This window comes from Acinetobacter bereziniae (assembly GCF_016576965.1).
Taxonomy (GTDB): Bacteria; Pseudomonadota; Gammaproteobacteria; order Pseudomonadales; family Moraxellaceae; genus Acinetobacter; species Acinetobacter bereziniae.
The window spans coordinates 2,002,527-2,024,073 of record NZ_CP066119.1; the positions used below are offsets into that span (position 1 = coordinate 2,002,527).

The window sequence follows — 21,547 nt, forward strand, 5'->3', positions numbered from 1 at the left end:
TTGTGAATAAAATAGTATTTAGATGAATAATAAAATTTCATGTGAGGTTTTTTAGATCATGGAACGTCTTTTAGGTAGGTAAACATATGATCCAATGGAATATCCAAAATATTGTGGATGAGTTACAAGAAGCTCGGAATGAATGGCGTACCCAACGTAAAAGTCTCAAAGACTTTGGAGGGAGGGAATTACCGTCAAAAGACGAAATTAAGAAGATCATGAATGACCTATGTGGCATTTTATTCCCTATGCGTTTAGGTCCACATGATTTACGACAACAAAGTGAAAATTTTTATATTGCACATACACTTGAAAAAACTTTGCATTCCTTACTTGAGCAAGTCAAACTCAATTTAACCTATGATTATAAATATAAAAAACATAATGAAAATGCAGACGTCATTGACGTGCTGGCGCAAAGTATTGTCAGTGAATTTGCGCAAAAACTGCCTGATATACGCCGTATTTTGGATACAGATGTGATAGCGGCATATGATGGTGATCCTGCGGCACGTAGTGTGGATGAGGTGTTGTTATGTTATCCGGGAATTTTGGCAATCATTTATCATCGTGTTGCCCACGAATTTTATAAAAAAGATTTATCTCTATTGGCACGTTTAATTGCTGAGATTGCACATTCAAAAACAGGAATCGACATTCATCCAGGCGCACAAATTGAACAAGGTTTCTTCATCGATCATGGTACAGGTGTGGTGATTGGAGAAACGTGTATTATTGGAAAAAATGTCCGAATTTATCAAGCAGTCACTTTGGGTGCTAAGCGTTTTGAAGTCGATGATAGTGGACGTCTACAAAAGGAATATGCACGTCATCCAATTGTTGAAGACAATGTGGTGATTTATGCAGGTGCGACCATTCTTGGACGTATCACGATCGGTCAAGGCGCTGTGATTGGTGGCAACGTGTGGATTACTCAAAGTGTTGCTGCAAATAGTGCGGTTTCGCAGAGTTCGGCAACCAAGACAGAAGTATAGCCAATCTCATCGTATTCATGATGATCTTGATTGAGATTCTATAGTTCAACCCTGATTATCGATACAAGTGATTCGATTTAAATCATTCATATTCAATAAGCTTGATGCTTTTATACAAATTATTAGTTATTACAAACTTTTGGAGAATGACTTTTTTGCATTTTTGAATCACCGATGTTCTTTCTATTGTGAGGCGACATGGATGTTGCCATGTTGAGCGAGTGTATATGAGCAAAAACAAAGCACTGCTTTGTTTGCAGCACAAGAATGCTATTCAAGAAAGAATGGATAAACAAAGAGAAGTTACTTACGCAGATCTATTTAAACTTTTGATATAAAGCGTGGCAATGACAGCTTTAAATGATTCAACAATATATTCATTGCATTGATTTTATTGATCACAAGAAATTATATTTTTACTGTATGCGCTTTTTAAGCGGATTGACTATATTTGCTAAGACAAAGGAATAATGTAATAAGTTTGAGCATTGATCACGATGAGATCATTTCTAACGCGATAAATCTGTGCTGCTTCAAGCGGCAGTTTAAACTGTATTGTTTTGCCATGTTGCTGAATTTCAAATACATCATATCCAATCGGTGTAAACCAAAAAATATAGTGATTTCCTGAGCCTTGGACATCATCAATACTTTGATATTTTAGGTATTTATCGTTTGAAATTATTGGTTTAGGGGCTGTCTTACATTCAGGTAGCTCAATCGAATGTTCTAATTTTGGAAGAAATCTGGAAAAATCTTGACTAAAAATATAGTTTTTTGAGGTTTTTATGAGTTGTGTTTCTTCATCAATCACTTGATAACACTCGGCTTGCTGCTGTTGTAAGTATTGTTTTAACTTTGCAATCATCGCTAAATTAAATGGTTCTGCAGGTTGAACTCGATAATTATTGGGTGAAAAGTTACGTTGTGGTTGTTCAGGCTGAGTTCTAAAAATATCTATTATATTTTGAATAAAAGATTGTTCCTGCTGTTTTTGTTCTTGTTTGACTTTCTCGGCTTCTTTTTCTGAGACATATTGAGGGTCGAAATAAACGATGATGTCATGTTCTGAAACTTTTTTTTGATAAGTTTTTTCCTGTACCATTTGCTCCAATAGTGCATAAGCAAATTGATCATAAGAAAAGGTACTTAGTTGAGTAAAAGTTTGGGTCTGCGCATTGAAAAGATAAGCTTGAGTGGGCGACTGATAATCGGCTTGAAAAATTCTTATAGTCACTAAAAATTGATTTTGACCTAAATATTCAATTTGTTGGATCAACTGCCGGGGTGAAGACGAGACAAAATATGCCGGAAGCTGTTGATGGGTACGTAAATCATAACTACAAATTTTTAAATCCCGTTTGGGTTGATTGACTCTTTCAAATATCGAACAATCATACACAATAAAATTTTCATTCAAAACTTTTAAGATCGTGTCAGCAGGCGATTTAAACCATTTAAATTCTAGATCTGATGTTTCAGGTGTTAATTCTTGAATATGTTTATGTGGAAATTTATCGCTGTTCGGCGATTGATAGCCACAAGCATTTAACATGCTTATAGTGAATAGTACCGACAATAATTTACTGAAATTCAACATTGTTGTTATTCTAAAAAAGTTCAATACTGCTTACTCTAAAGCATATTGTTGAAAATACAAACGCTTAAAGGTCATACGTAATATTTTTGCTTAAATTGACTTGAAAAAGATGAATTTAGCACAAATATTAATACTGAAATATATCCTGACTATTTTAATAAGCTTTTGAAAAATATATAAATTAATTTTTAAATATAGTTGAAATCTACAAAACCGTTCCCATCTATTATTCAAGTACAAATTTGTTGTGAGGAATAACAAGAATGCGATTTGAAAAATTTACGAACCGCTTACAGCAAGCTTTATCAGATGCACAATCTCAGGCAATGGGTAATGACAATACCGCCATTGAAGGTATTCATATACTTTCAGTGTTATTGGAAGAGCCTTCAAACTTGAGTCTGTTACAACAGGCTGGTGCAAATATCCCTGAGTTAAAAGCAAAGTTGCAGAAAGCGTTGGCGGATGCGCCAAAAATTGGAACACCGACTGGAGATATCAACCTCAATCCTGAGGCTGTTCGAGCATTAAATTTAGCAGACAGCTTTGCCCAAAAAGCAGGTGATGAGTTCTTATCTACAGATTGGGTCATCTTGGCATTGGCTGAAACAGGTGCAACCAAAACATTATTAACTGGCGTAGGTGTGACCACTGAAAAACTACGCAAAGCGATTGAAAATATTCGAGGGGGTGAACAAGTGATGGCAAATAACCATGAGGATCAACGAGATTCACTCAATAAATATACAATTGATCTGACTGCACGTGCTGCAGAAGGAAAACTTGACCCTGTGATTGGTCGTGATGAGGAAATTCGTCGTACCATTCAAGTATTGTCACGTCGTACCAAAAATAATCCAGTGCTTATTGGTGAACCAGGTGTGGGTAAAACTGCGATTGTCGAAGGTTTGGCGCAACGTATTATCAATGGTGAAGTACCAGAAGGTTTAAAAGGGAAACGTGTCTTGTCCTTAGACCTGGGTTCATTATTGGCTGGTGCGAAATATCGTGGTGAGTTTGAAGAGCGTTTAAAAGCTGTTTTAAAAGATCTCGCAAAATTTGATGGTGAAATCATCTTGTTCATCGATGAGTTACATACGCTCGTGGGTGCAGGTAAAGGTGATGGTGCAATGGATGCAGGGAATATGTTAAAACCTGCATTGGCTCGTGGGGAGTTGCGTTGTGTAGGTGCAACGACTTTAGATGAGTATCGTCAATTTATTGAAAAAGATGCTGCGCTTGAACGTCGTTTCCAAAAAGTATTGGTAGATGAACCAAGTGTGGAAGATACCATCGCAATTTTACGTGGTTTAAAAGATAAATATGCGACCCATCATGGGGTGCAAATTCTTGACTCCGCGATTATTGCTGCAGCGAAAATGTCGCATCGCTATATTACAGATCGTCAATTGCCAGACAAAGCGATTGATTTGATTGATGAGGCTGCATCACGAATCAAAATGGAAATTGACTCTAAGCCAGAAGCACTAGATCGTCTAGACCGTCGTTTAATCCAGTTGAAGATGCAATTGGAAGCGGTTAAGAAGGATGCGGATTCAGTCAGTAAGGCTGAAGTTGAGCATTTGGAAAAACAAATTGCTGAAGTTCAGAAAGAATACAGTGATTTGGAAGAAGTTTGGATTGCAGAAAAACGTTTGGTTGATGGCACTAATCAGGCGCAAATTGAACTTGATAAAGCTCGCACAGCGTTTGAAAAAGCGCAACGTGAAGGTGACTTGGCTGAAGCAAGCCGTTTGCAATATGGTGTGATTCCAGAGTTGCAAAAACGCTTGAATGAAGAAGAAGTTGCGGAAGTGAATGAAGAGCCAAAACTGATTCGTACCAAAGTGACTGAAAACGAAATTGCAGAAGTTGTCAGTGCTGCAACTGGTATACCAGTGTCCAAAATGCTACAAGGTGAACGTGAGAAACTGCTTCATATGGAAGACTTCTTGCATAACCGTGTCGTTGGTCAGGATGAGGCTGTTGTGGCAGTCGCAAATGCGGTGCGCCGTTCACGTGCCGGTCTTTCCGATCCGAATCGCCCAAGTGGGTCATTCTTGTTCCTTGGACCGACAGGTGTGGGTAAAACCGAGCTTACCAAAGCTTTAGGCAACTTTTTATTTGACAGTGATGATGCGATCATTCGAATTGACATGTCAGAATTTATGGAAAAGCATTCGGTCAGTCGTTTAGTTGGTGCGCCTCCAGGCTATGTCGGATACGAAGAAGGCGGTGTATTGACTGAAGCTGTACGTCGTAAGCCATATAGCGTGGTGTTGTTTGATGAAGTGGAAAAAGCACATCCAGATGTATTTAACATCTTATTGCAGGTGCTTGATGATGGGCGTTTGACAGATTCTCAAGGTCGTGTGATCGACTTTAAGAATACGGTTATCGTGATGACGTCTAACTTAGGTTCAAGTGATGTTCGTGAGTTGGGTGAAGGTGCAAGCGATGAAGATGTTCGAGCAACAGTGATGAATGCCGTTTCTCAGCATTTCCGTCCAGAGTTCATCAATCGTATAGATGAATTGGTGGTGTTCCACTCATTGAAAAAATCGCAGATTCGAGGCATTGCGGATATTCAATTAGATCGTTTACGCGCACGTTTAGCTGAACGTGATATTCGTTTAAATGTTGATGATCAAGCGTTTGACATTCTGATCGATGCTGGTTTTGATCCTGTATATGGTGCGCGTCCACTCAAACGTGCAATCCAACAGCAGGTTGAGAACCCATTGGCGCAAAAAATCTTGTCAGGTGCATTTACAGCGGGTGATACCATCTTGATCAGTGCTGAAAATGGTGAGCTTGATTTTGGGAAATTAAAACTCAGCTAATCGAGTCATGTACCAAAGATAAAAAACCAACCGTTATAAGACGGTTGGTTTTTTTATGTTATAAGAAATCTATATATCAACGGCGAATATTCAATGAATAAAAAAATTTATATCCTATTATTTTCAATTTTATGTTTTAACCCTTTGGCACAAGCCTTACCTGAAAGAACATTTGAAGAAATGATCAAACGATCAGAACAGGGGGATCCAGAAGCAATGTATCAATATGCTGACTTTTTATTATATCGCGAAGATGAGGCATCCCAAAAAAACGGGGCAGCATTGATGCTAAAGTCGGCTCAAGGAGGGTTTTGGCTAGCATTTTCAGTTGTTGGTGATTTCTTTAAATATGGTTTTACGGTCAAGCAAGATCCTTCCAAAGCTGTAGAGTGATATAAAAAATCAGCAGAACAGAATGATCCAGCAGGACAGAATAATTTAGGGCTTGCTTACTATACTGGTGAGGGCATATCGCAAAATAAAGCCTTGGCTGCAAAATGGTATCAGAAATCTGCTGAACAAGGCGATGCCAATGCACAACGTAATCTTGCCCTCATGAATCTATATGGGGATGGAATAACAAAAAATGAAAAGCAAGCATTTCAATGGATGTTGAAATCTGCTGAGCAGGGCGATGAGGATGCTCAAAACAGTGTTGGGCAGATGTATCTGGAAGGTAAGGGTGTTGCTGCAAACGTAACGTTGGCAGTGCAATGGTTGAAGCGTTCTGAAGCACAAGGTAACCGTTATGCACACCAGCAGTTATGGGAAATGTGTAATGCAGGCAGAATTACAGCGGAATGTGTTGATTAGTTCTGTTTGAACCTATTTCAGCCAGTAAGCGGGCTTATTTAACAGATAAGCCTAATCTGTTTTACCTATTATCGGGTTTTCTGATCGTTTGATTGCAACATTTGTTAAAAATTGATAATTTTTAGACAGGAATAATAAGAAAGGGAAGTTGATCATGACGATCAAAATAAAGGAAAAATCTGATTATTTAAAGCTACTGACGATGTTGTTAATGGCACTGGGTTCGGCTGAGATATTGGCAAATCAATTGGATGACCAAGATCTTGCAGAACAGTCTGTAGGTGTAGTAAAGCTTTCGCCGATTATTATTCAAGCCGTTAAACAGGATGCTCAACAATCTGTAGATGAGCAAAAAGATTTACATCATAAGATCGCGCAACAACAAGCAGATGCAGCAAAAAAGGATGAAATATATTCTACTGTATTGACTGATTTTGAGTGGCAAAAAAAAGACCCTGATCCGAATAAACCGGGGGATAAATATATTACCCCTTTAGAAAAATATAAAATTATCGATATGGGATTTAACCCTTATCAACGCCACGATGTTCGTATCACAACACAAGATCGGGTGACCTTGTACATTGGTCATGAAGTTGACCCCGTGGCGTATAAATAGCGAGAAAAAAATTAAACAGGGAAGTGTTTAATTTTCCAAGCTCTGTGGATTTTTTGATTACGTTTAAAATCTAAACCAATGGTTTCATTGCTGATTTCTTGCACATCAAACATAGCCTCAATTTCTTCATCCATCTCAAAACCACGATAGTTATTTGAGAAATATAAAGTCCCTTCGGTCGTTAAGCGGTTCATTGCTCGTTTAAGTAATGAGATATGATCACGTTGAACATCGAATGTACCATAGAATTTTTTTGAGTTAGAGAAAGTTGGAGGATCAATAAAGATCAAGTCATATTGTTCATGACCCTCTTTGAGCCATTCGAAACAATCGCTTGAGAAAAATTGGTGTTGTTCATCAGCATGATCTACGGTCAGACCATTCAGTACAAAGTTTTCTTTAGACCAGTTTAAGTAAGTATTGGATAAGTCCACACTGGTTGTACTGGCAGCACCCCCTAAAGCGGCATGCAAACTTGCAGTCGAGGTGTAGCTGTATAGGTTAAGGAAGTGTTTGCCTTTGGCTTCTGCTGCGATGCGTAAGCGCATTTGACGATGGTCTAAGAATAATCCCGTATCTAAATAATCAGTTAAATTGACCAGAATTTTAGCTTTACCTTCCTGAACGATAAAGCGTTTAGACGCAGTACTTTGTTTGGTGTACTGCGCTTTACCTTCTTGACGCGCACGGGTTTTGATAAAAATTGCATCACGACCTAAACCTGTTACCGCACGGATCGAGGCTAAAGCAAGATTAAAACGCTTTTTGGCTTTTTCAGGATCAATTGATTTCGGTGGGGCATATTCTTGGACATGCAAACGATCACCATAAAGGTCAACTGCAACATTAAAATCAGGTAGATCCGCATCGTAAAGTCTTAAGCAATAAATATTTTCTTTGACTGCCCATTTCTTTAAAGCTTGCATGTTTTTTTGCAAACGGTTGGTAAAGTCTTCAGCACCTTCAATCTTTTCAAATTGTTGAGGTTGCCAATCTGCAAGGAAGGGCTTACTGACTGTTGCTGGTTTAATATCACCAAAACGAACATAAATCGGTAATTTACCATTCATCAAACGTAAAATTTGTGGATTGTTGAAAGCCAATACATCCGCTTGTTCAACTGCTGCAGCTATAACAGCTGCATATTGATTTGGGAAATTCTTTTGTAAAAGCGCAGATAGACCTAAATATAATGCTCGATTTGAAGCTTTATCTCCCAAACGCTCACCATAAGGAGGGTTGGTGACAACAAAGGATGTTTTACCTTCAGCATGGAAGTCTGGCCAATCTGCTAATGTACGTTCTTCGATTTGAATTTGATCGAGTTGCTGTTCAAAACCTGCCGCAATAATATTTTGCTTGGTGGCTTTTACAGCTTCCCAATCTGCATCATAAGCATAGAATTTTGGTAAAGGTTGTTGTAATGCGGCTTGATGACGGTCTGCGGCTTCAGCTTTGATCGACATCCAAAGTTCATGGTCATGCCCATTCCAACCATTGAAACCAAAACGACGGACTAAACCTGGCGCACGGTCAGTCAGAATCATTAGTGATTCAATGATAAACGTACCTGAACCACACATTGGGTCAAGTATGATTTCTGGGTGACGTTCTTTCAATTTGGCTTTTTGTAAAATGGCAGCGGCTAAATTTTCTTTAATCGGTGCATCGGTCATGTAACGGCGATAGCCACGCTTATGTAGAGAATCGCCAGATAAGTCTAGGCAGTAGGTATGTTCAGTTTTGCCTGCAAGTACATATAAGGTAATTTCAGGTTGCTTAATATCAATGCTTGGGCGTTTACCCACTGCTTCCATGAAAGAATCAACCACGCCATCTTTGACACGTAAGGTTGCGAATTGAGTATTGACCTTGATATCACGTTCAACGTGTAGGCGAATGGCAAAAGTACTTTGTGGTGCAAAAATTAACGACCAATCAAAGTTGATCGCACCTTCATAAAGTTCTTCAGCAACGTCACGTGCATCATGCGTAAATTCAAGTTCATGTGTATGAATAGGCGTGAGCACACGTGAAGCAAGGCGTGACCACATACAAATACGGTAAGCATCTTCAAGTTTACCCTTAAAGACCAAACGTCCAGGAAATTTTTCAATATTTTGAATCCCTAAACCTTGAATTTCTTCTTGCAGTAAGGTTTCTAGTCCATCTGCACAGGTAACCCAATATGTAGAAAGACGCGGTTTCGAATTCATGAATATTTCCAAAGACATTAAAGCAATCGCATATTTTAGCGTATTTTGATGACGAAAACTTGTGGATTGTGCCAAGAAGATCGAATTTTTCCAAAAACCTTAAAATTCTTTTATAGATTGTGGTGATTTGCTTGAAATATATTCAAATATCCATATCTAACCAAGATCAAATCAAGAAATTTAAAAAAATGCTGAGTCTTATTCTTTCAATGTTTATTTTTTCACTTTCAATGTCCATATCGCCAGGACCTGTAAATTTAACCATTTTAACCAGCAGTATGAATTATGGCGCTAAACGCAGCTTTGGTTTTATTTCAGGGGCAACAATTGGCTTTACTTTGCTATTGGCATCAGTCTGTTTTGGTCTATATCAAATCATCGTGGTTTATCCTTTGCTATTGGATATTATTACCGTATTGGGTACAGTTTTACTGTTATGGATTGGGCTAAATATTCTGCGCGCAGAAGGCACAACGATTTCTACCCAAAGCCATGCTCAAACTAAAATTCCCACCTTTATGCAAGGTGCATTGATGCAGTGGCTTAATCCAAAAGCATGGATTGCGGCTGTAGCAGGTACGGGTTTGTTTTCAACAGGTCAAATCGAAAATGCTTTGCTGATTTTTGTGCTGATTTATTTTGTGGTGTGTTATTTATCATTAGTGTTGTGGGGAGTTGTGGGGCAAAAATTAGCAAACTTTTTAAACACAGGAAATCGCGCACGAATTTTTAATGTAGCGATGGGATTGGTACTTATTTTTATCTCAATAGAAATGTGTTGGACATATTTTTATCATTCACCTGCTTTATAAGATCATGATCTAGAGAGCTTGGACATGTCAGCGGAATTTTATGTCACCTTTCAGCCTGAAGATTGGTATCGAACACATCGTCAATTGGTGATTCAAATCGCTCAGCAATTGCAGAGTTATCAATTCCTCCAGTCAAATATTGTTTATTTAAAAGCAACGACAGTGACAGGAAATGCATGGGAATATGATGTCCGTTTGATTTTTGAAGAATCCCAAATTCTATTGGAAATATCTGCAATAAATGATCAACTCAGACAAGAAATAAAAGCTTTTTTGGCTTTATTCGGTCAATATGTGCAGGTTGATGTGATCGATGACGATGGAGAGCAAACAAAGTGGTAACTTGGAATTCATCAGTGAACAAAATAATTAGGGTGTGTTGACACTTTTAGATTAAAAAATAGCGAAGTAGTAAAATTAAATCGCCAAACCCAATTTTACTATTCGCTATGCCTCGTACCATGTTAACAGATCAACACTGGCAAAAGTTGAAAGCTATTTTGCGTAATTTATCCATTCATCTCAACTCAAATTTAAGAAATTTTATTGAAGCGATTCTTTATAGGATAAGAACTGGATGTCCTTGGCGTGACATACCCACTTGCTTTGGACAACCGAACTCTATTTTTAAACGTTTTAATTGCTGGTCAAGTAGTGGTAAGTTACTCACTATATTCAAATTATTATCACTGAATACCGATATGGAATGGCTATTCATCGATGGTTCCCATATTCGTGCTCATCAACATTCTGCGGGTATTGCTGATCAGGCAATCTCTAAAAGTGCAGGAGGAAACTCCTCCAAAATACATTTAGTTGTAGATTCAAATGGTAATCCTATTGATTTCATTATTACTGATGGAACCACGCATGATGTTAAAGTCGCACCTGATTTAATTTCAAAACTCGATTTAAATGAGGTAGAGGTTGTATGTGGAGATAAAGGTTACGATTCAGAGCCATTAAGAGAGCAGATTAGAGCAACTAGAACAAAAGCGAATATACCTAAAAAATCCAATAGCCAATCAAACAATGACCATATGGATTGGTATTTATATAAAATCAGGCACTTAGTAGAAAATATGTTCTGTAGATTAAAGCAATTTCGAGGAATAGCCACTCGATACGACAAGTTAAAACGGAACTATGAAAGTTCTGTTGCATTAGCTTGTATATTTTTATGGCTCCCATTGTAGGTTAAATTATGAACCCTAAATGTCAACAGACCCTAACCTGTCATGATAAAACAAAAGCAAGTCTTTGAAGTATTGATTGATTGGTATACACCTGAGAACGGTGGACGTCAGCATATCCCACAACATGGTGTTTATTACTGTACAACAGAGATTTTGCACAAGCATAAGATCAATACTTGGAGTATTGCACTTAAAATGAATGCAATGTCTCCTTATGAAGCAGAAATGTGGTTTTTGTTTGATCATGATGAACGTCATATACACATTGGGCAATTATTCAATTTATTGGAAGGACCTAGATGTGTCGGTCAAATCATGATTCAACGACTTAATTCAACGACTTAAAGATTCTGATTGATTGAACTTTTTAAAAGATGACAGCTGTTAGAATTTAAAATTGGTATATAAATTGCTTAGTTATTCATCGTATTGGTCAGTGTGCTGATGTTAAAAAATTAAATGAATACAGGGGATTTTTATGCAACCAGTCAATAACAATCGATTTATTGCACATGCAGATGCATTTTCAATTGGGGCACTCATTTTAACCAGACTTAGACGTGTAACAGGGCGAGTCATAGATGTGATGTATTTGGTTGACAATAAAAGCTATGCGCAGTATGTCATTGATATATCTTTAGCAACTCAAGATGCTGAGCTCAATCGACATGCTTTACGTTTACAGCATTTACTTGATCAAGAACAACCAGATTTAGATACAACCGTTGACCGGATAGAACAGGATTCAGCATCTGAAGAAGGCTATATTTCTGGTGCAACGGAAGAAGAAATATATCGTGCACAAGTTTCTCATCACTATATTGGTGCATTGAGATAATACAAAATTAAAAGCTTTAAGTATAAAGATGGTCGGGCTTGAAGCTTTTTACGCATTTGAAACAGTAAGTATCCCATTCAACTTATAAGCTGATAAAAATCATAATGATCATAGCGTATAGACTTTGAGTTATAGTAAGTTTAATACGGAAATCAGCAAATATTTAAAAAGACATCAAATGATTTATTCAGGTACAGCAGATGAATCATTCGCTCAAACAGCGCGACGTTTGGCAGATTATAAACTGGCAAAAGATGCAGTTTTTCGACAATGGTTGGACAATAAAAAGTTTAAAGAATTGATTTCGTGCGCACATGGTCGTTGGTATCCTTATGAGGAATTTACATTACCACTTGCACAGTATTTTGCAGAGCAACATGATTTAGCTCATTTAAAATTTTTGTGTGAACATGAAATCCGTTTTCGACTAGAAGATACGCTGAATTGTCTAAAACGAGTCAAAGAATTTGATACGGCATTAACAAATAGCCAAATATTGGAATATGACCTAACCCATGTAGATCCTGAAAAATATCATCCGATTCAGGAGTTGTTTAAATGGCGAGATAAAGCACTGAATAGATTAGACAGTTATCTTGAACTTTTAAAAGATCAATCCGACCAAGACTATATTGAACTGATAAGACAATTAAAACAAAAGCTATTGCAAATGGATGTGAAGCAGTCTGATTTGAAATTGATCAAATTTAAAATTTGATCAGTATTTTTAGCGTTATTTGCCCAAAACTTCGTCTGCCAAAGAAAAGGAAAATCTGTATAATACGTTAACTTAACCTCTAAGGAATCTCTCATGCACTTGGCGGCATTGCATACACCGAGTCAGATTCAACTCAATAATGATGGAAACTTAAAGCATTTCCTGACCATCGAAGGTCTTTCTAAAGAAACCCTCACTAAAATTCTAGATACAGCCCATTCTTTTATAAATGATCAAAATCAACTGATAACGACACCGCTTTTAGAAGGTCGTACAGTGATGAATCTGTTTTTTGAAAACTCAACTCGTACCCGTACCACTTTTGAAGCTGCTGCAAAGCGCTTGTCAGCCAATGTACTGAATATTGATATTGCACGTTCAAGTACCTCAAAAGGTGAAACATTACGTGACACACTTTGGAATTTAGAAGCAATGGCAGCCGATATTTTCGTGGTGCGTCATTCTTCTTCAGGTGCTGCTCACTTTATCGCAGAAACTGTATGTCCTCATGTCGCTATTATCAATGCAGGAGATGGACGTCATGCACATCCAACTCAAGCAATGTTGGATATGTTGACCATTCGCCGTGAAACTAAAAAGAATTTTGAAGATATTAGCCTTGCAATTATTGGCGATATTAAACACTCTCGTGTCGCTCGTTCAGACATTGCTGCTTTACAAACGCTCGGCTGTAAAGATATCCGTGTCATTGCACCAAATACATTATTGCCTCATGGTTTTGATGAATATGGTGAAGGTGTACGTCTATTCAATAAAATGGATGAAGGGGTTAAAGATTGCGATGTGATCATTACCTTACGTATTCAAAATGAACGTATTGATTCACCCGCGTTGTCTTCACAAGCTGAGTTTTACAAAATGTATGGTTTGAACAAAGAACGCCTTGCTTTGGCAAAACCAGATTGTATCGTGATGCATCCTGGACCTATGAATCGTGGTGTAGAAATTGATTCTAGCATTGCGGATGGGGATCAATCGGTGATTCTTCATCAAGTGACCAACGGTATTGCAGTTCGTATGGCTGTTTTGGCACTGGCAATGCAAGGTCAGTTGCAGGAAAAAGGTTTATTAGACGCGATTGCAGTTTAAGGTAGAGGATAAAGTCATGAGTATTGTAAAAATTGAAAATGTACGTGTCTTAGACCCCATCAATAAAACTGACCGCGTACAAACTGTTTATCTGAAAGATGGAAAACTTGTAGAGTCCTCGAATGACGTTGTCGAAAGCATTGATGGGCAAGGGAAGTGGTTGATGCCGACTATGGTGGATCTTTGCGCGCGTTTACGTGAGCCGGGTCAACAACAGCATGGAACACTAAAGTCAGAAGGTAAAGCTGCTCGTGAAAATGGCATTTTACATGTGTTCACGCCACCTGACTCTCAACCGATTGTGCAAGATAACGGCGCTTTAATTCATGGTTTGGTTGAAAAAGCCATGTTGGATGGCGGTATCCACTTAGAGGTGATTGGCGCACAAACACAAGGTTTAAACGGAAAACAGCCTGCCAATATGGCGGGGTTGAAAAAGGGTGGCTGTACAGCTGTTTCAAATGCCTATGCGACCTTTGAAAATGATGATGTGGTACTTCGTACACTGGAGTATGCTGCGGGTTTGGATATGACCGTTGTGTTCTATCCTGAAGAGCATCAAATTGCCAAAGACGGATGTGTACACGAAGGTTTTGTTGCCTCACGTCAAGGTTTGCCAATGATTCCTGCGCTTGCAGAGACAATCGCTATTGCAAAATATTTATTAATGATTGAAGCCACAGGCGTTAAAGCGCATTTTGGCTTACTTTCGAGTGGCGCATCTGTCGATTTGATCAAAATCGCAAAGCAGAAAGGTTTGCCAGTCACAGCGGATGTTGCCATGCACCAACTGCATTTAACTGATCAATTGATTGATGGTTTTAATTCTCTTGCGCATGTACGCCCACCTTTACGTGCTGAACAAGATAAGGAATTACTTCGTAAGGGAGTAAAAGAGGGCATTATTGATGCGATTTGTACGCATCATGAACCTTTAAGTGGCTCGGCTAAATTAGCACCATTTGCTGAAACTTTGCCCGGTATCAGTGCATTTGATACCTATGTGTCTTTTGGCGTTCAATTGGTTCGTGAAGGTTTATTTGAACCTTTAGAATGGGTTGAAAAAGTGACATCTGCACCTGCAAAAGTTGCCAACATGACTGAACGTTGGGTGAAAGAATCAGGTTGGGCATTGGTTGATCCAGACATGGAATGGACAGTGAGCAAAGACAGCATTTATTCAAATGGGAAAAATACACCACTAATTAATCAAAAAATGTTGGGTAAAGTTGTTGCGACATTTATCGCTTAATATAGGAAAGTGTTCACTTCTATTGAGTTTAAAAAGCCAGCATAAGCTGGCTTTTTTTATAGATATAAAACATTTATTGCTACAAAAAGATATTATAAATATCAAAAATTAACCACTAGAATGAAAAACGATCAATAAGTGATTCTAATGCGACAAACACAACAATGATATAGGAGTGTCCAGAATTATGAATATTATTGAGCTTTTAAAACAACAAGTGACAACAAAAGTTTTACAACATGATCAACAGTTTCAAGATGAAAAAAGCGGTGCGTTAAGCGCATTTTTTCCCATACTTCTTACCATTTTTAAATCCAAACCTGAACTGATTAGTACACTTCAGCAAAATCTGAATCCACGGCTCGCTGACATTTTTAGTTATCGTCCAGAAACGGTAAGCCAATTTCTTGATCTGGTTCGGGGGGATGCACCAGCGCAAGACATTGAAAACACATTAAATCATGCTATTTCTCCCACATTATCTTTGCTTGCAGATCAGGCAGGCTCAGACAATAAACATGAAATTTTCGATTTAATTAAGGCGCAGTGGGGGAATATTCAGGCTGCATTGCCTGCATGGGCTGGGGGCTTATTTACAGGACTTGGGCTCAGCGTTGGAGGCTTAGGTTTCGCTTCCAATGCAGAAGCTGTGCCTGTTGCAGAAACGGTCATACCACCTGTTGAGCCCGTTGCTCCTGCACCCGTTGAAATTGTCACGCCTACACCTGTTCCACCGCTTAACTCAAACCCAGTTCAAGATGAGCCAAAGAAATCAAATTGGCTGTTGCCCATCATTGCTTTATTGGTGATTGCAGGTTTAGCTGCATTATTGTTCAAGCAATGTAGCAGTAAACCTGCTGTAGTTGGCGAATCTACAACTGGAAGCTCAGCTTCACAGGCTGTTGTAGATTTACAAGCTGCTGAATTTCAGCTTTCTACTGATGCTCAGGGTAAGCTGGCAAATTGCCAAGCACAATCCAGTAGCCAAACTTTGTTGGATCAATTAAAAGGTGCTGTTGCCTCTGTTTTTGGTCAAGCAGATCAGTGTCAAATTACAGCCAATACAGCTTATGCAGGTGACTTGCCAGATCAAAATGCAATCAATCAAGTTTTAACAAAAATTAAAGGAATTCCGAATATTTCATTGGCATGGATGGGGGATCAATTTACCATTCAAGCCCCAGATTTGGCTCAAGCACAAAAATTGGCTGATGAATTAAAAGGTATTATTCCAAATGTAAATATTACAGCAAACCAATCAACTGCGAATCTCGCTGCATCGGATGCGACAGCAAATGTCGATACAAGTAATTCACAAGCTGATCAAGCATTGTCAAATATTCAAGTAGACTCAGCGAATGTCAATGATATTGCCGCAGCTTTAAACCTTCAGGTGATTAACTTTGCAACTGGTTCTACAGGTATTCCTGATGCCAATAAAGCCATTTTGGATAAAGCAGCGAGTTTGTTAAAACAACTGCCTGATGCAAAACTTGTGGTCAAAGGTTTTACTGATAACGTCGGGAATGCAGCCTCAAATAAAACCTTATCCGAAAAACGAGCGAAATCCGTTGTCGCTTATTTGGTTGAAAAGGGAGTTCATAGTTCTCAGCTTACTGCGGAAGGACATGGTCAGGATAACCCGATTGCAGATAATTCGACGAAAGAAGGGCAATTTAAAAATCGTCGCATTGAGTTTGAAGTGGTGGGTGCAACCACACCTTAAGATTCTCATTATAATGAAATGAATAAAAAAGCTTCTGGACAAAGAAGCTTTTTTATTTTTTGCTCGAAAATCGCATCAAATTTTGTTTAAATGGCGCAGATAAAAAGATGATTGGATAAACAATGAATAAATCCTTTAGCCCTTTACTTATAATTATAGCCCTTTCAAGTTCTTTGCTATTGTCAGGATGTGATTATTTTAAAAAGAAAAAAGATGACAACAATACCGCACTTGCTGAGTGGAGTTGTACCAACCAAAGCAATATTGATCAAATTCAGAAATTTTTAAAAGATGAATATTTACGTCAAGTTTCAGACAATATTGCCAATTCAGGTTATGAAGCAGACCAAGCATTATTGCAAAAAATCAATAATGGTCTGAAATTTGAAGTCAAAAATGTACGCACTCTTAGTAATGATTCTACCAAAACCAATCAGTTAGAGTGTGAAAGTCAGCTGGTTGTACAATTTCCTAAAGGCTTACAACAGCGTGCTGAAAATGCCTATGCTGAATATGGTCAAGATTGCCGTAGCGAAGAATGTGAAGGTGAAGGTTATCGTACACTTCGAGAATATATTGAAGCAGGCGAGTCTAAACTGGTGCTCGGTAATGATCAGCTAAAAGGCAAATTTAATTATAATGTGGTTAAAACAGATCAAGATGGTTTAACGCTGGATGTGTTAAATCAAGATGCAATTATTCAAGGTGTCAGTTTTGTGTCTGTCAAAGCTGTGCAATATGCTGCTTATATTAAAGAAAATAAAGATATACGTGAACGTCAGCAAGAAAATCAGATCGAAAATGCGGCACAGACTGAGCTTGCGCAGAAAGCCATGGATATCCGTAAAAAAGAGCTTGATGAAGAAAAAGCCAAACAAGTTGATCGTTTAAATCAAACTTGGGACAGTTTAACGGAAGAAGCGAAGGCACAACTCAAGCAAGATCAAGCAGAGTGGTTTGAAAAGCGTGATGTAGACTGTAAAGTGATTTCACAAAAAAGTTATAGTGAACTGCCTGAAAGTGAGGTTGAAACCTATCAGCAACAACGCCAATATTGGGATGATGCGATGTCTCAACAAAATAAAGAAATGCAATATACCAAGTGTTTTAATAAGCGAACTGCTGAACGTATTATTTATCTCAATAACGCGTTAAATTAAACTAAATATATTCAGATCATTTTTCTGAAATATAAAGAAAGGGATGAATTGATTCATCCCTTTTTTATTGGCATGCTGTAAGCCAATTTAAATTTAAGATGTTGCTATGCGTATTAGTTTCATTGGTTCAGGTCGTGTTGCGACTCATTTAGCACGAAAATTGTCAGAACAACATGACATTGTACAGATTTATAGTCGTGATTTAATTCACGCAGAAACATTAGCATCTCAAGTAAATGCACAAGCGATAGAACGGCTAGTGCATATTGATCCTAAAATTGATCTCTTGGTGATTGCTGTCAGTGATCAAGCCATTGCACAAGTGATTCAATCTGTTCATTCTCAGCTGACTGAAGTTCTGATTGTACATACTTCTGGTAGTACCAATTTGAAAGTTTTGACCGAGTTTCATCAAAAATCAGGGGTTTTTTATCCCTTACAAACATTTAGTTTTGATCGTAATGTTGAGTGGAAAACGACACCTTTATTCATTGAAACTGAATTAACTGAGGATTTGGCAATACTGACAGGGTTAGCCAATAGCCTAAGTGAGCGTATCTATCACTATACTTCAGCACAACGTTTAAGTTTACATTTGGCAGCGGTATTTGCATGTAACTTTAGTAATTATTGTTATGACATGGCAAAACAAGTGGTTGATGCGCAACATGTTGATTTTAACTTGTTGTATCCGCTGATTTTAGAAACTGCACATAAAGCGACCCAGAATGATCCCGTAGCCATGCAAACTGGACCTGCAATGCGTGGTGATAGGAACGTTTTAAAAATGCATCAAAATATGTTGGAACAACAAGGACGTCTGGATCTTAGCTGTGTCTATAGCTTACTTAGTCAACAAATACAAAAAAAACACTCACTGGAGTAAAGTGAGTGTTTGCTGTAACTTGGTTACTAAAATGACTCATCATTTAATGATAGCAGCGTGATCTGCACCAATGGTGACGATGACTCCGATGCAAAATAGGCTACAATAGATAAAAAACCAGATAATCATTCGTTTAAAGGCTTTGTCCGAAATAGAACTATCCGCATATTGTGGTTTTTTAGGGCTTTTGTCATCATTCATCGCAAAATCTCTTTCTGCTTAATATGATTGAATTATGACGATATAAGTTGATATCGCGTAGATACAAAAAATTAGAAAAAAAATATAACAGATGAACTGCGAAACTTTTCATCTGTTATAAAAATTAGTCTTTTAGTGCTGCTTCAATGATCGTAATTAAATGGTTAAGTGCTTGAATAAATGTTTCATTTAATTCAAAAGAGCAATTGATTCGAATAAAATTATTTTGTTGGTTTGTGATATTAAATAAATTACTCGGTGTAATACTGACGCCTTTCTCCAACATTTGATGATAGACATCATTGCTATTGACTTGTTCGGGTAGTTCAATCCATAAAAAATACCCTGAAGGATAATAGTTCACATGACATTGTGCAGGTAAATGGGCTTTGAGATAATTAAAGTATTGCTTTTTATAACGTTGTAAAGTTGAGCGTAAAGTTTTTAGATGTTTTTCATAATGGCGATGAGATAAATATTCGACCAAGGCATTTTGAATAAATGAATTGACTGAAAGTGTACTCATTAATTGAGTGTGTTGAATATGTTCAGAAAATTTTCCTGCATAGACCCAACCTATTCTAAAACCTGCCCCCAAAGTTTTAGAGAAAGACGAGCAGTGTAGAACCCAGTTTTGCTGATCAAAATATTTCATTGGGAGCGGTTTTTTTTGACCATAGTAGAGTTCTTCATAGACATCATCTTCAATGAGATAAATTTGATGAGTATGCAGAAGTTTGGCGAGCTTGAGTTTAATCTCATCACTTACAGTGAAACCAATGGGGTTTTGACTATTCAACATCATCATACAAACTTTGATGGGATATTTAAGAATAGCTTGTTCAAAAGCCTCTAAATCAATACCATGCTCAGCATGTTCAGGAATGGTAATCACTTTTAAACCGAGACGTTCAGCTGCTTGCCATGCGCCATAAAACATGGTTTCTTGCAATAAAATGTAATCTCCAGCATGCGTTAGCGCTTGTAATGAAAGATTTAAGGCATCTAATCCACCAGAAGTCATCACAATATCTGAGGGATCAGTTGGGATACCTTGCATGGCATACTTTTGTGCAATAGTTTTACGCAGTTGATAATTTCCTGGCGGTAAACTGGGTGTTTGTTCATAACTGCGCCGTTGCTTTGCAAGTTGTCCTAGTGATTGAATAAGCTTGGCTGAATATAACAATTGGCTATTTGGAAATGCGGAACCCAGTGGGATGATATTTTCAGATTGTATCGATTTTAAATATTTAAATACCACTGAGTTGATTTCTATCGTTTCATTGACGACATGTACTGGTAGGCTGTGTTGAGAAGTTTGCTCAACGACAAAATAACCAGACTTTTCTTTTGAATAAATCAAACCCTGCGCTTCAAGTTCTTGATAAGCATTCATGACGGTAATTAGGCTGAATCCAGATTGTTCAACTTGCTGTCGAAGTGAAGGGAGTTTTTCATGTGCTTTCCATGTCCCATTTTCAATCAATACTTTAAGACTATGAGCCAGTTGTTCGGATTTATACATGACATTATTCAAGACAAGTTGTGAAATAACTATAACAGATCACATCGTTTTAGCTCTATCTGTTATATATTTTTTATAAATATTTGTGACTATATTTATTTATGATTTCTTTTCAGAATACTGTTACTTGAGGTGGTAGAAAGTGAGTTAGAGAAATGTTTATGACAGCTCAGTTGAATGTGCTTACACAGTTTTTATCTGATCATGCTTGTTCAACGACAGTGATCAATCATTTAAATCAGAAATTTGTTAACTTTGAAGCAACATTATTACGTGCCAAAGTTTTGCGTGAGTTTTCTGAAAAAAGACATATATTGATTATCCAATCTGAAATGACCACCAAACAAACAGACTTTGCCTATTTGTTTGCGCCGTTTATTTTGGCAAATTTAAATCAAACCGTTTTGTACACTTCACCACTAACAGACCAACTCCAAAGTCTACTCAAGCCTTATTATCAAATTGAAAAAACCATAAATTTAACTGAAAAAGATGAAACTGTCCTAGAAAGCTTAAAGTTACGTCTTGATTTTCAGGATCAAGCATTAATCGAGCAGGATTTTATTTGTTTTGAGTTGTTCAAAGCGCTGACACTGTCTGAAATACAGACCATTTTTTTAATTACAGATTATTCAATCGACATCCAGGGACTATATGAAATTGAGCGTTATTTCAGAATTAGAATTTTTCTGATTCGTCCACAGGATCATCAACTACAGAGCTCATTTCAATACCAAGCACATGACTTAAATATGCAACAACTGCTTTTTAAATATAAAGATGCTACGCACATGGCATTATGCCGAGAATTCTCTGAAATGAATGCGAGGATTTTAACTTTATTAGGGCTTTATGATAATTATCGAGCGCAAAACTTAGTTGAAGATATGTTTTATTCTGAGCACATTTATGAAAAATTGTCTGTATATGCTGAATACATGCAAACAAAACTACAGAACAATGTGCTGAGCCCGAAATTCAAGTCCGTATCGAGCTTGACGATGTAAAAGACGTAAAAAAGCTGTAACGATTGT

Annotated in this window: 21 protein-coding genes and 1 pseudogene; 18 read left to right on the top strand and 4 right to left on the bottom strand. The window is 37.6% G+C overall.

Features of this window, described 5'->3' with window-relative positions; translation table 11 throughout:
- Positions 1 to 86 precede the first annotated feature (86 nt).
- The gene (gene epsC, locus I9192_RS09280; protein ID WP_005029475.1) at positions 87 to 995 is read left to right on the top strand and encodes a serine O-acetyltransferase EpsC; all 909 of its coding nucleotides are present in this window, start codon (positions 87 to 89) and stop codon (positions 993 to 995) included.
- A 454-nt stretch (positions 996 to 1,449) separates the two neighbouring features.
- On the opposite strand, the gene I9192_RS09285 is transcribed toward epsC, so the two are convergent.
- On the bottom strand, positions 1,450 to 2,595 hold the full coding sequence (locus tag I9192_RS09285) for a hypothetical protein (protein WP_005029472.1): 1,146 nt from the start codon (positions 2,593 to 2,595) through the stop codon (positions 1,450 to 1,452).
- Positions 2,596 to 2,858: 263 nt separating this feature from the next.
- On the opposite strand from I9192_RS09285, the gene clpB reads away from it, so the two are divergent.
- From clpB to I9192_RS09310, 5 genes and pseudogenes are all read left to right on the top strand, one after another.
- Positions 2,859 to 5,438, top strand: coding sequence for an ATP-dependent chaperone ClpB (gene clpB, locus I9192_RS09290; RefSeq protein ID WP_005029470.1), 2,580 nt, complete (start codon positions 2,859 to 2,861; stop codon positions 5,436 to 5,438).
- A 93-nt stretch (positions 5,439 to 5,531) separates the two neighbouring features.
- A complete protein-coding gene (locus I9192_RS09295) occupies positions 5,532 to 5,831 on the top strand; it encodes an SEL1-like repeat protein (RefSeq protein WP_005029469.1) in 300 nt (99 codons plus the stop codon).
- Between the two features lie 39 nt (positions 5,832 to 5,870).
- A pseudogene (locus tag I9192_RS22455) lies at positions 5,871 to 6,062 on the top strand (tetratricopeptide repeat protein); the annotation flags it as partial.
- The gene (locus I9192_RS22460; protein ID WP_227567119.1) at positions 6,048 to 6,251 is read left to right on the top strand and encodes an SEL1-like repeat protein; all 204 of its coding nucleotides are present in this window, start codon (positions 6,048 to 6,050) and stop codon (positions 6,249 to 6,251) included. The pseudogene I9192_RS22455 and the gene I9192_RS22460, both read left to right, overlap by 15 nt.
- A 154-nt stretch (positions 6,252 to 6,405) precedes the next feature.
- Positions 6,406 to 6,870 carry a hypothetical protein gene (locus tag I9192_RS09310; RefSeq protein WP_005029465.1) on the top strand — a complete coding sequence of 155 codons (465 nt, stop codon included), beginning with the start codon at positions 6,406 to 6,408 and terminating at the stop codon, positions 6,868 to 6,870.
- An 11-nt stretch (positions 6,871 to 6,881) separates the two neighbouring features.
- Here the strand turns inward: I9192_RS09310 and rlmKL are convergent, their stop codons facing one another.
- Positions 6,882 to 9,086: a bifunctional 23S rRNA (guanine(2069)-N(7))-methyltransferase RlmK/23S rRNA (guanine(2445)-N(2))-methyltransferase RlmL gene (rlmKL, locus tag I9192_RS09315; RefSeq protein WP_004831142.1), complete on the bottom strand. Its 2,205-nt coding sequence runs from the start codon at positions 9,084 to 9,086 to the stop codon at positions 6,882 to 6,884.
- 230 nt (positions 9,087 to 9,316) lie between these two features.
- On the opposite strand from rlmKL, the gene I9192_RS09320 reads away from it, so the two are divergent.
- From I9192_RS09320 to I9192_RS09370, 11 genes are all read left to right on the top strand, one after another.
- The gene (locus I9192_RS09320; protein WP_227567568.1) at positions 9,317 to 9,898 is read left to right on the top strand and encodes a LysE family translocator; all 582 of its coding nucleotides are present in this window, start codon (positions 9,317 to 9,319) and stop codon (positions 9,896 to 9,898) included.
- 24 nt (positions 9,899 to 9,922) lie between these two features.
- Positions 9,923 to 10,240: a hypothetical protein gene (locus I9192_RS09325; protein ID WP_005029462.1), complete on the top strand. Its 318-nt coding sequence runs from the start codon at positions 9,923 to 9,925 to the stop codon at positions 10,238 to 10,240.
- Between the two features lie 107 nt (positions 10,241 to 10,347).
- Positions 10,348 to 11,094: an IS5 family transposase gene (locus tag I9192_RS09330; protein ID WP_199946784.1), complete on the top strand. Its 747-nt coding sequence runs from the start codon at positions 10,348 to 10,350 to the stop codon at positions 11,092 to 11,094.
- 42 nt (positions 11,095 to 11,136) lie between these two features.
- Positions 11,137 to 11,439, top strand: a complete 303-nt coding sequence (locus tag I9192_RS09335) for a hypothetical protein (RefSeq protein ID WP_005029458.1) — start codon at positions 11,137 to 11,139, stop codon at positions 11,437 to 11,439.
- A 133-nt stretch (positions 11,440 to 11,572) separates the two neighbouring features.
- Positions 11,573 to 11,932: a hypothetical protein gene (locus tag I9192_RS09340; protein WP_005029457.1), complete on the top strand. Its 360-nt coding sequence runs from the start codon at positions 11,573 to 11,575 to the stop codon at positions 11,930 to 11,932.
- A 178-nt stretch (positions 11,933 to 12,110) separates the two neighbouring features.
- The gene (locus I9192_RS09345) at positions 12,111 to 12,650 is read left to right on the top strand and encodes a hypothetical protein (RefSeq protein WP_005029456.1); all 540 of its coding nucleotides are present in this window, start codon (positions 12,111 to 12,113) and stop codon (positions 12,648 to 12,650) included.
- A 93-nt stretch (positions 12,651 to 12,743) separates the two neighbouring features.
- Complete coding sequence (locus I9192_RS09350) at positions 12,744 to 13,760, top strand: aspartate carbamoyltransferase catalytic subunit (RefSeq protein WP_004831135.1); 1,017 nt, start codon at positions 12,744 to 12,746, stop codon at positions 13,758 to 13,760.
- Positions 13,761 to 13,776: 16 nt separating this feature from the next.
- Positions 13,777 to 15,012: a dihydroorotase gene (locus tag I9192_RS09355; RefSeq protein ID WP_200150351.1), complete on the top strand. Its 1,236-nt coding sequence runs from the start codon at positions 13,777 to 13,779 to the stop codon at positions 15,010 to 15,012.
- 187 nt (positions 15,013 to 15,199) lie between these two features.
- On the top strand, positions 15,200 to 16,738 hold the full coding sequence (locus I9192_RS09360) for an OmpA family protein (RefSeq protein ID WP_151961815.1): 1,539 nt from the start codon (positions 15,200 to 15,202) through the stop codon (positions 16,736 to 16,738).
- 122 nt (positions 16,739 to 16,860) lie between these two features.
- Positions 16,861 to 17,898: a hypothetical protein gene (locus I9192_RS09365; protein ID WP_005029451.1), complete on the top strand. Its 1,038-nt coding sequence runs from the start codon at positions 16,861 to 16,863 to the stop codon at positions 17,896 to 17,898.
- A 106-nt stretch (positions 17,899 to 18,004) separates the two neighbouring features.
- The gene (locus tag I9192_RS09370) at positions 18,005 to 18,784 is read left to right on the top strand and encodes a Rossmann-like and DUF2520 domain-containing protein (RefSeq protein WP_005029449.1); all 780 of its coding nucleotides are present in this window, start codon (positions 18,005 to 18,007) and stop codon (positions 18,782 to 18,784) included.
- 39 nt (positions 18,785 to 18,823) lie between these two features.
- Here the strand turns inward: I9192_RS09370 and I9192_RS09375 are convergent, their stop codons facing one another.
- Both I9192_RS09375 and I9192_RS09380 read right to left on the bottom strand, forming a co-directional pair.
- Entirely contained in the window at positions 18,824 to 18,985 is a 162-nt protein-coding gene (locus tag I9192_RS09375; RefSeq protein ID WP_004831130.1) for a hypothetical protein, read from the bottom strand.
- A 124-nt stretch (positions 18,986 to 19,109) separates the two neighbouring features.
- Positions 19,110 to 20,513, bottom strand: coding sequence for an aminotransferase-like domain-containing protein (locus tag I9192_RS09380; protein ID WP_200150352.1), 1,404 nt, complete (start codon positions 20,511 to 20,513; stop codon positions 19,110 to 19,112).
- A 161-nt stretch (positions 20,514 to 20,674) separates the two neighbouring features.
- Between I9192_RS09380 and I9192_RS09385 the strand changes: the two genes are divergently transcribed.
- A complete protein-coding gene (locus I9192_RS09385; protein ID WP_227567283.1) occupies positions 20,675 to 21,520 on the top strand; it encodes a hypothetical protein in 846 nt (281 codons plus the stop codon).
- The last annotated feature ends 27 nt before the right edge of the window (positions 21,521 to 21,547 follow it).

Bases quoted from the DNA above. Each gene is read 5' to 3' on its own strand.
- rlmKL (WP_004831142.1), bottom strand. From the start codon at position 9,086: ATGAATTCGAAACCGCGTCTTTCTACATATTGGGTTACCTGTGCAGAT.
- I9192_RS09360 (WP_151961815.1), top strand. From the start codon at position 15,200: ATGAATATTATTGAGCTTTTAAAACAACAAGTGACAACAAAAGTTTTA.
- I9192_RS09365 (WP_005029451.1), top strand. From the start codon at position 16,861: ATGAATAAATCCTTTAGCCCTTTACTTATAATTATAGCCCTTTCAAGT.
- I9192_RS09355 (WP_200150351.1), top strand. From the start codon at position 13,777: ATGAGTATTGTAAAAATTGAAAATGTACGTGTCTTAGACCCCATCAAT.
- I9192_RS09345 (WP_005029456.1), top strand. From the start codon at position 12,111: ATGATTTATTCAGGTACAGCAGATGAATCATTCGCTCAAACAGCGCGA.
- I9192_RS09375 (WP_004831130.1), bottom strand. From the start codon at position 18,985: ATGAATGATGACAAAAGCCCTAAAAAACCACAATATGCGGATAGTTCT.
- I9192_RS09370 (WP_005029449.1), top strand. From the start codon at position 18,005: ATGCGTATTAGTTTCATTGGTTCAGGTCGTGTTGCGACTCATTTAGCA.
- I9192_RS09295 (WP_005029469.1), top strand. From the start codon at position 5,532: ATGAATAAAAAAATTTATATCCTATTATTTTCAATTTTATGTTTTAAC.
- I9192_RS22460 (WP_227567119.1), top strand. From the start codon at position 6,048: ATGTTGAAATCTGCTGAGCAGGGCGATGAGGATGCTCAAAACAGTGTT.
- I9192_RS09325 (WP_005029462.1), top strand. From the start codon at position 9,923: ATGTCAGCGGAATTTTATGTCACCTTTCAGCCTGAAGATTGGTATCGA.
- I9192_RS09385 (WP_227567283.1), top strand. From the start codon at position 20,675: ATGACAGCTCAGTTGAATGTGCTTACACAGTTTTTATCTGATCATGCT.
- epsC (WP_005029475.1), top strand. From the start codon at position 87: ATGATCCAATGGAATATCCAAAATATTGTGGATGAGTTACAAGAAGCT.
- I9192_RS09340 (WP_005029457.1), top strand. From the start codon at position 11,573: ATGCAACCAGTCAATAACAATCGATTTATTGCACATGCAGATGCATTT.
- I9192_RS09330 (WP_199946784.1), top strand. From the start codon at position 10,348: ATGCCTCGTACCATGTTAACAGATCAACACTGGCAAAAGTTGAAAGCT.
- I9192_RS09335 (WP_005029458.1), top strand. From the start codon at position 11,137: ATGATAAAACAAAAGCAAGTCTTTGAAGTATTGATTGATTGGTATACA.
- I9192_RS09285 (WP_005029472.1), bottom strand. From the start codon at position 2,595: ATGTTGAATTTCAGTAAATTATTGTCGGTACTATTCACTATAAGCATG.
- I9192_RS09320 (WP_227567568.1), top strand. From the start codon at position 9,317: ATGTCCATATCGCCAGGACCTGTAAATTTAACCATTTTAACCAGCAGT.
- I9192_RS09350 (WP_004831135.1), top strand. From the start codon at position 12,744: ATGCACTTGGCGGCATTGCATACACCGAGTCAGATTCAACTCAATAAT.
- I9192_RS09380 (WP_200150352.1), bottom strand. From the start codon at position 20,513: ATGTATAAATCCGAACAACTGGCTCATAGTCTTAAAGTATTGATTGAA.
- clpB (WP_005029470.1), top strand. From the start codon at position 2,859: ATGCGATTTGAAAAATTTACGAACCGCTTACAGCAAGCTTTATCAGAT.
- I9192_RS09310 (WP_005029465.1), top strand. From the start codon at position 6,406: ATGACGATCAAAATAAAGGAAAAATCTGATTATTTAAAGCTACTGACG.